This window comes from Rhodococcus sp. P3_B8, assembly GCF_056402775.1.
This window is the reverse complement of record NZ_JBFUGT010000405.1, coordinates 1-5,107: the sequence shown is the minus strand read 5'-3', so window position 1 is coordinate 5,107 and position 5,107 is coordinate 1. Positions and strand designations below refer to the sequence as shown.

Sequence of the window (5,107 nt, the reverse complement as noted above, 5' to 3'; positions counted from 1 at the left end):
GAGAGTGGTTGCGCGACACCAGTCGGGGACCGTCCCGCAGGGGCCGTGGTCCCTCGATCTGGGGATCAGCGATCAGCGCCGCGCGGGCCGAGTTAGTGCGGACTCGCCGCCAGAAAGCTCGCGGATCGTGTCCTCGGCCAATCGCGCGAACTCTCGGGTGGCATTCGACAGGGGCCGACCACGGTGCTGTGCCAGGGCGATGGTGTCGTAGAGCGGCTCTGCGAAGGGCGCGGTGTGCAAGCCCTTCGGGAACGTTGCGCTAGCGATGACGGCTCGACTGGCGATCGTGTCGCCCACCTTTGCCGCCACGAGTTTCAGGGCCGCCTCGACATGCTCGATCTCGATCTGCGGTTCGATGCGGACACCGGCGAGCTGGGCCCGTTCGACGAGCTGGCGGCGGGTAGGGTCGTTCCATCCGTAATGCACGTCGTACAACACGAGTTTCGCTGCCGCGAAGCGCGTGATGGTCATCGGCTCGGCAGTGCGGGCGGGGTCGGCGCTGATGTAGAAGACCTCGTCGCGCATCAGCGGTCGCACGGATAATTCGTCGTCGTCGATCGGCAGGACCACCAGGCCGGCCTCGATCTCTCCGGCGGCGATGGACGCGGCAGTCTCCGCGGAGTTCTGACCCACCAGCCGAACACGCACGGCCGGGTACCGGGAGTGGAAGGTCTGCACCAAATTCGACAGCATGTAATAGTCGGCGTTGCGCGGAACGCCGAAGGTTGCGGTGCCGCCCTCGAGTGAACCGAGCGAATGGACCGCCTGGGTTCCGGTGTCCGCGGCGTGCAGTGATTTTTGCGCGTAAGGCAGCAGCTCCTGCCCCGCCGCGGTCAGCGAGAGCCGGCGGCTACCGCGGACAAACAGTTGCGCCTCGAGTTCATCTTCGAGTCGGCGAACCAACTCCGAGATCGATGCCTGCGCCACCTGCAGGATGTCTGCCGCCGCGGTAAACGACCCGAGCCGCTCGGCCTCTACGAAGGCCCGAAGCTGATTCAGCGTCGTCACGATACTCCTCTACCTCCTCGTCGGGCCCCGCGGTCCGACAAACCCTTCCGGCGGACGGTGCACCGCCACAGGCGAAACAACGCACACGCAACCGACTACGTATAGGCCGACCCTATCAAGAACAATTCAGGTAACGGATAACCCTCTTCCGGCGTCGGAGGAGTTCGGCAGGATCGTGGCCGATGCAAATCGTGACTTTTACAGGTGTCAGCCAAGCCTTGCGGCAGAACGATCCGCGAGAACCCGTGCGGGAATCCTTGGACCTTACGGCCTGCGCACGCGAGTGCGGGTTGCGGTGGCCCGGACGGTGCGAGGTGCACCCGCGTGCGAGCCGGCTCCGTCGGGCGTCGACGGCGAGCTCGGTGGCGGATCCTCGGCGCCCGCAGCACGGTGGGCAACGCGCGCACCATCCCGAGAAGATGGGCGCATGCGTGCTCTCGACGATTGCCGACAGGGTCGGCGCCTACCGGCCGCGGAGTCTTCCGGTGTCCGATCAACGCTCTAAGTCTCCACTGGCGCAACGAGACCGGCGAAACTGACGGCCTCGACTCCGTGCGACCGGGCATCGGCCTGGGCCCGTTCTCGTTCGGCGGCAAGGTCGAGTGATCGACCGAGTAGTCCGTACGCGACGGCCGAGCCGAGGAGGCCGACGAAGAGCGCGATGTCTACCCCGCCCATCGCCGACGCCACCGGGCCGGTGTACCAGGTGGTGACGACAAACGGGACCATGGCCGCAATGCCGAAGGCGTACGCGGTCAGTCCGCGCCATCCCCAGGTGCGGTAGATCCCTCCGTGCGGGATGAAGATCTCGCGGATGGCGTAGTGCCCGCGCCGCACGAAGTAGTAGTCGACCAGATTGACCGAGGTCCACGGCACGAGCAGGTACAGCAACACCACCAGGAAGCTGCCGAAATTCGCCAGAAACTCCCCGCTCGAGACGACCGCGCCGCCGAGTCCGACCGACGCAACGATCGTGCAGGCTATTACCCGCATCGAGCGGGTGGGCCTGAGCGCCTTGAACGAGTCGACCATGGTGATCAGCTCGATCGAGGCGGCATAGATGTTCACCGTGATCACCGTGATCAGCGCGGGTAGCGCCGAGAGAAGAAGCCAGAACCCCGACCCGGGCAGGATCTCGTCCGCCGTGTGCTGCACCGCCTGCAGCGGGGACAGGCCGGTGAACAGGGCGGCCACCAGCGCGCCGAGCGTCATCAGCCAGCCCGCACCGACGAAGATGCCACCGTAGGTGAACAGAAGGGCTTTGCGGGGACTCGTCTGGGGTGGAAGGTAGCGGGAGTAGTCGGAGACATACGGTGCCCACCCCAACGCATAGGCCGCCGCGGCCCCGAATTGCACCAGGAAGGCGGCCCAGTCGAACCCGGCGAAGCCGAGCTGCTGCGCCGGGAACGGGAGAACGATGATCGCCGCGACGGTGAAGACACCGAACGTCATCAGGCACAGCCAGGTCAGCCAGGTCTGGGTCCGGTGAATCCAGTGATAGCCGAAAATTGCGAGGGTCAGCGCAAGCACCGTGACGAGGACACACCACCCATCGTGCGCGTCAATCCCTGTCGTGATCGTCAGGACGTCCGAGGCAAGCATTTGATTGAAGATGTTGAAACCGACAATGCTGAACACGACCACCGCGCAGATCACCACGACGCCGCGGTAGCCGAACTGGGCCCGGGACTGGATCATCTGCGGGAGTCCCAGCTGGGGGCCCTGCGCCGAATGGAACGCGGTAAACACCGTTCCGACAGCGACACCGAGCACGATTGCCAACACCGAGGTCATCAACGTCGCGCCCAGTGCCGCCCCCACCATGCCGGTCGCGAGGGTAGTCAGGTTGGCGTTCGACATGAACCACAGCGGGAACAGCGTCGACGGCCTGCCGCGCCGCTCGGTCAGCGGGATCCAGTCGATCGATTTGGTCTCGACCGCGCCGCGCGCGGGCGTGGCGATGACTTGTCGGGAAGTCGCGGATTCCTCGGGCATGGCTTCCTCGCTCACAGGGTCGACCTCGCGGGAGAGTGCGGGGTGGGGGTCAGGGCATAGGTGTCGGGACGGCGGTCGCCAAACAGGTCGTTGTAGTCGCCGAGGGCTTTGTCGCCCGGCTCCGGCAGGTCCAGCAAAGCGTGGACGATCGCGGCACGATCGTCCGCTTCCGCGCAGACCCAGCCATCGGGGGAGATCACCGCGCTCCCTCCGGTCCACGCGACTCCACGTTCGTGGCCGTGGCGGTCGGCGATGACCATCGCCAGCCGGGATGACCGAGCGGCCGCCATCGCCTGGATGGTCTCCGGTGCCCGTTCCCTGGGCGGGCGCGGGACGAGGGGCCAATTAACCGGAAGGGCAAGGATTTCGGCGCCGGACAGGGCGAGCCGACGAGGTACCTCGGGGAACTCGTTGTCGTAGCAGAGGGCAACCCCGATCCTGCCGATGGGGGTGTCGACGATGGCACCGGCCTCCGAACCGCGTGAAAAGATTTCGGTCTCGGCCGCCCATAGGTGGGCCTTCCGGTATCGCGCGAGAATTCGGTCACGGGTGATCACGAGGGCCGAGTTGAACAGGCGGTCACCGGCGAGTTCACAAAAACCGACCACCCCGACCGTGCCGTCGGGCAGCTGCGACGCCACGGCGATGAGCCGTCGATCGTCGGCGGTCAGTGCCAGCGATCGCGCCTCGCACGCATCCTCGAAGACATACCCACTGGTGGCGAGCTCGGGCAGCACGATCAAGCGGGCTCCGGCCGCGACACCGCGCGCGACACCGTCGCGAATGCACTCCACATTGTGGTCGATGTCGCCGACACGGATATCGAGCTCGACTGCCGCGACGTCGAGAGTGCGCACTATCTCCCACCTTGGATCGATGGAGTGGGGTCGGCCGTCCCGCATCCGGGATCCGACGAGCGAGTCCGATGGCGCCCGTCCACGGCGACCGTGAACCCGAGGTTCAGGTGCTGCGCGGGTCGGCGCGGAAATCTTGACTTGGCGACGCCGACGCGGCGTGGGGGTGACTGGCGACCTGTGCTCGACATGGCAGTACGGTAGGTGCTAGTTCCACCACAGGTCTAGATGGCAGTTCCCTGAGGAAAGCACAGGCTTAGCCTTTGCGTGGTGGTGGGACCCTTTCCTCGAAACGTGAAGGTGGATCGGTGACGCCGGGGCGCCGCGTCCGACCGACTGGCCAGGACCACAGGGCGACACATAACTGGTGACACGCCGAGGGTTACGAGACGAGCCAAACCCCTGTACCTCCGTTCGCCGGACGGGATGATCGACCTCGGTGATCTCGTCGATGCCGTCGATGAACCTCCGCACGGCGGCGACAATGTCGGGGGGGTCGGTAATGACCACGGCCTCCTCGGCGAGGGTGGAGCTGTGGGAGGCGTTGGCGGGAGCCGATGACCGCCCGCCGGTCGGTGGCGATGACATTGGCGTGCAGGTTCGGTGACGACAGCACCCGCACTCCGGCGTCGACGTAGTACGCGAGCGCGACCGGGGAGGTCAGGTGCGCCCGGACCGCGGCGCGGGAGGCGTTGACGACGAGGACGTCCCCGGCGCGCAGCGGCATCAGGGTTGGCGCGTCCTGGCCGAGGTGGGCGATCGCAGCGTGCCGGATTCCACGGGTGCGGATGGCGCGGGTGCGGCCACGGGCTCGGTCCGTGGAAGGTGGTCGCCATACCCGGACACGGTAGCGGGTGGGAACGCCCGGCTCGGTGTAATCGATATTGGCCTCAGGCCCTCGGGCGGGCCCTCTGCCACGCCGTGTTGGGGTGGGGTGTTTCCCTCCCCGGGGTGGGCGAACGGACCCCTGGGGTTGCTTCAGTTCGGGCGCTGGAGTGGGCAGAGTTGTATCTGTCACCGACGCACCTCCCCGACATCCTCAGGAGCGAATGAGTGATCAACGCCCGCCGAACCTTTACCGCCATCGCCTTCACTGCCTTTACGGTCCTGAGTGCGGCCGGGGCAGCGTCCGTCGCTCAGGCCGAGCCGATCGGCCCGAACGGTCCCACCGGTGGTCCGTGCCCGATCGTGAACACGGACTCCCAAGGCAACGAGACGGTGACGTACGGCAAGCCCGGCGACCGCAATGG

4 protein-coding genes and 1 pseudogene are annotated in these 5,107 nt (G+C 66.6%); 1 reads left to right on the top strand and 4 read right to left on the bottom strand.

Going from position 1 to position 5,107, the window contains the following annotated elements:
* Positions 1-72 precede the first annotated feature (72 nt).
* The 4 genes and pseudogenes from AC1D1G_RS41560 to AC1D1G_RS41545 all read right to left on the bottom strand — a co-directional run.
* Positions 73-1,008: a LysR family transcriptional regulator gene (locus AC1D1G_RS41560; RefSeq protein WP_477956534.1), complete on the bottom strand. Its 936-nt coding sequence runs from the start codon at positions 1,006-1,008 to the stop codon at positions 73-75.
* A gap of 501 nt (positions 1,009-1,509) precedes the next feature.
* The gene (locus tag AC1D1G_RS41555; protein ID WP_477956533.1) at positions 1,510-3,018 is read right to left on the bottom strand and encodes a purine-cytosine permease family protein; all 1,509 of its coding nucleotides are present in this window, start codon (positions 3,016-3,018) and stop codon (positions 1,510-1,512) included.
* Complete coding sequence (locus tag AC1D1G_RS41550; protein ID WP_477956532.1) at positions 3,015-3,860, bottom strand: nitrilase-related carbon-nitrogen hydrolase; 846 nt, start codon at positions 3,858-3,860, stop codon at positions 3,015-3,017. The genes AC1D1G_RS41555 and AC1D1G_RS41550 overlap by 4 nt, the downstream gene beginning before the upstream one ends.
* A gap of 426 nt (positions 3,861-4,286) precedes the next feature.
* A pseudogene (locus AC1D1G_RS41545) lies at positions 4,287-4,693 on the bottom strand (phospholipase D-like domain-containing protein); the annotation flags it as partial.
* A gap of 217 nt (positions 4,694-4,910) precedes the next feature.
* Between AC1D1G_RS41545 and AC1D1G_RS41540 the strand changes: the two are divergent.
* Positions 4,911-5,107: hypothetical protein (locus AC1D1G_RS41540; RefSeq protein ID WP_477956531.1), on the top strand; the 197-nt coding region annotated here is incomplete at its 3' end.